This window comes from Weissella sp. DD23 (assembly GCF_001579105.1).
Classification (GTDB): Bacteria; Bacillota; Bacilli; order Lactobacillales; family Lactobacillaceae; genus Weissella; species Weissella cibaria.
Genome location: NZ_KQ970400.1, coordinates 61,911 through 63,841 on the forward strand (window position 1 = coordinate 61,911; position 1,931 = coordinate 63,841).

The following is a 1,931-nucleotide window of genomic DNA, read 5'->3' on the forward strand; positions in this document are numbered from 1 at the left end:
GCGTAAAAGGCATCCATATCAACATGTAAAATTTTTCGGTCAGTATGTAGTTGCACCGGAATTTCTAGTAAATCAGCCATCTTCGTCGCACGCCTTTCGTTTAAAATCCATAATAAAAAAGAACCTGAGAAATATCTACTCAGGCTCTTTCATCTATTACTTAGCGTCGTCTGACTTTTCGTCTGCCACAACATCAGCTGTCGTGTCGACGATTTCATCAGTTGCCGTTTCTGCCTTGGGTGCTTCAGCCACAGCTGGAGCTGCCTTAACAACTTGGCGGATTGCTGACAACTCGAATACCAAAATAACACCTTCAGCATCCAAATCAAACGTCTTTGCCTCATTATCAACGGCAGCGATCTTACCGTGCAAGCCACCGATTGTCACAACTTCGGCACCTGGTTGAACCGTGTTGATCATCTCTTGGCGCTTCTTTTGTGCCTTTTGTTGTGGGCGAATCATAATAAAGTACATTGCCGCCACGAAGACGACCAAAATCAAAATATTAGCACTCATAGTAGTACACTCCTCTAGGATTTATTTAACAATAGTTAGAACAAGCGCGCATTCGGATTCTTGTAACCGTAGTTTTCCATGACTTCTTCACGGAACTCAAGTAAGCGATCCTCAGCAATTGCTTGACGCATATCTTCCATCAACTTCAATAGGTAACGCAAATTGTGAACAGACGCAATGTTTTGCGCATACAATTCGTCAGCCTTAAACAAGTGGTGTAAGTATGCCTTAGTAAAGTTTTGTGAACCGTAGTCTTCCGTTTCGGGGTCAATTAGTGAAAAGTCATTCTTATACTTAGAATTCGTAATCACGATACGGCCCTTCGACGTCATCAAGGTTCCCTTACGTGCGATACGTGTTGGCAGCACAGAATCAAACATATCAATACCGCGGATAGCACCATCAATCAAAGAATCGGGTGCTGCCACCCCCATCAAATAACGTGGCTTGTTTTCGGGTAGGAATGGCACTGTGAAGTCGAGCACACGGTTCATTTCTTCCTTGGTTTCACCAACAGACAGACCACCAACGGCGTATCCAGGCAAATCAAGTGAAACAAGATCTGAAGCAGACTGCTTACGAAGCTCACGGAAACCGGCACCTTGCACAATACCAAATAGGGCTTGATCCTCCGGACGACGGTGGGCAGCTAAAGCACGTTCAGCCCAACGTGATGTGCGTTCAACTGAATTTTTCACGTAATCATACGTTTCAAAGTATGGAATTGCTTCATCCAATTGCATCATGACATCAGAACCCAAATTATTTTGAATGCGCATCGCAACCTCAGGTGATAGGAACATTTCTTCCCCGTTCACGTGATTACGGAACGTCACACCTTCTTCTTTAATGTTGTTGCGTTCTGACAATGACCACACTTGGAAGCCACCTGAATCAGTTAGAATTGGGCCATCCCAATTCATAAACTTGTGCAAACCACCAGCTTCGGCAATCAACTCGTCACCCGGACGAACCCATAGGTGGTACGTGTTTGACAAAATAAACTGTGACTTGATTTCTTTTAGTTCACGAGGTGACACATTCTTAACCGTGGCTTGTGTACCAACCGGCATAAACATTGGTGTCATAACTTCACCGTGGGGGGTTGTAATTTTACCCAAACGTGCACCAGTGTGCTTTTCCACGTGGAGTAGCTCGTACTTCACAGCATAATCAGACATGATGTGACTTCCTTTCTCTCTACCAAACCTCGGTAGCAATCGTTTCTATCTTGATGTTCTTTTCGACCGCTCGAAAAAACTAGCCAAATACAATTATATCAGAAAGAATGCCCAGACTACGCACAAATTCAATATTAATTGTGAGATGCGATGTTTTTGTGTCAGTTTTATCACTAATATATGTTAATTACCGTTTCTGATACAAAGAAGCCACCAACAAGTGGTGGCTTAAGG

Annotated in this window: 2 protein-coding genes; both read right to left on the reverse strand. The window is 43.6% G+C overall.

The window, feature by feature from the left end; all coding sequences use genetic code 11:
• Positions 1 to 156: 156 nt before the first annotated feature.
• The gene (yajC, locus tag WEIDD23_RS11435; RefSeq protein ID WP_010369799.1) at positions 157 to 516 is read right to left on the reverse strand and encodes a preprotein translocase subunit YajC; all 360 of its coding nucleotides are present in this window, start codon (positions 514 to 516) and stop codon (positions 157 to 159) included.
• A 35-nt stretch (positions 517 to 551) separates the two neighbouring features.
• Complete coding sequence (gene tgt, locus WEIDD23_RS11440) at positions 552 to 1,697, reverse strand: tRNA guanosine(34) transglycosylase Tgt (RefSeq protein ID WP_010369801.1); 1,146 nt, start codon at positions 1,695 to 1,697, stop codon at positions 552 to 554.
• Between the last annotated feature and the right edge of the window lie 234 nt (positions 1,698 to 1,931).

Bases quoted from the DNA above. Each gene is read 5' to 3' on its own strand.
- tgt (WP_010369801.1), bottom strand. From the start codon at position 1,697: ATGTCTGATTATGCTGTGAAGTACGAGCTACTCCACGTGGAAAAGCAC.
- yajC (WP_010369799.1), bottom strand. From the start codon at position 516: ATGAGTGCTAATATTTTGATTTTGGTCGTCTTCGTGGCGGCAATGTAC.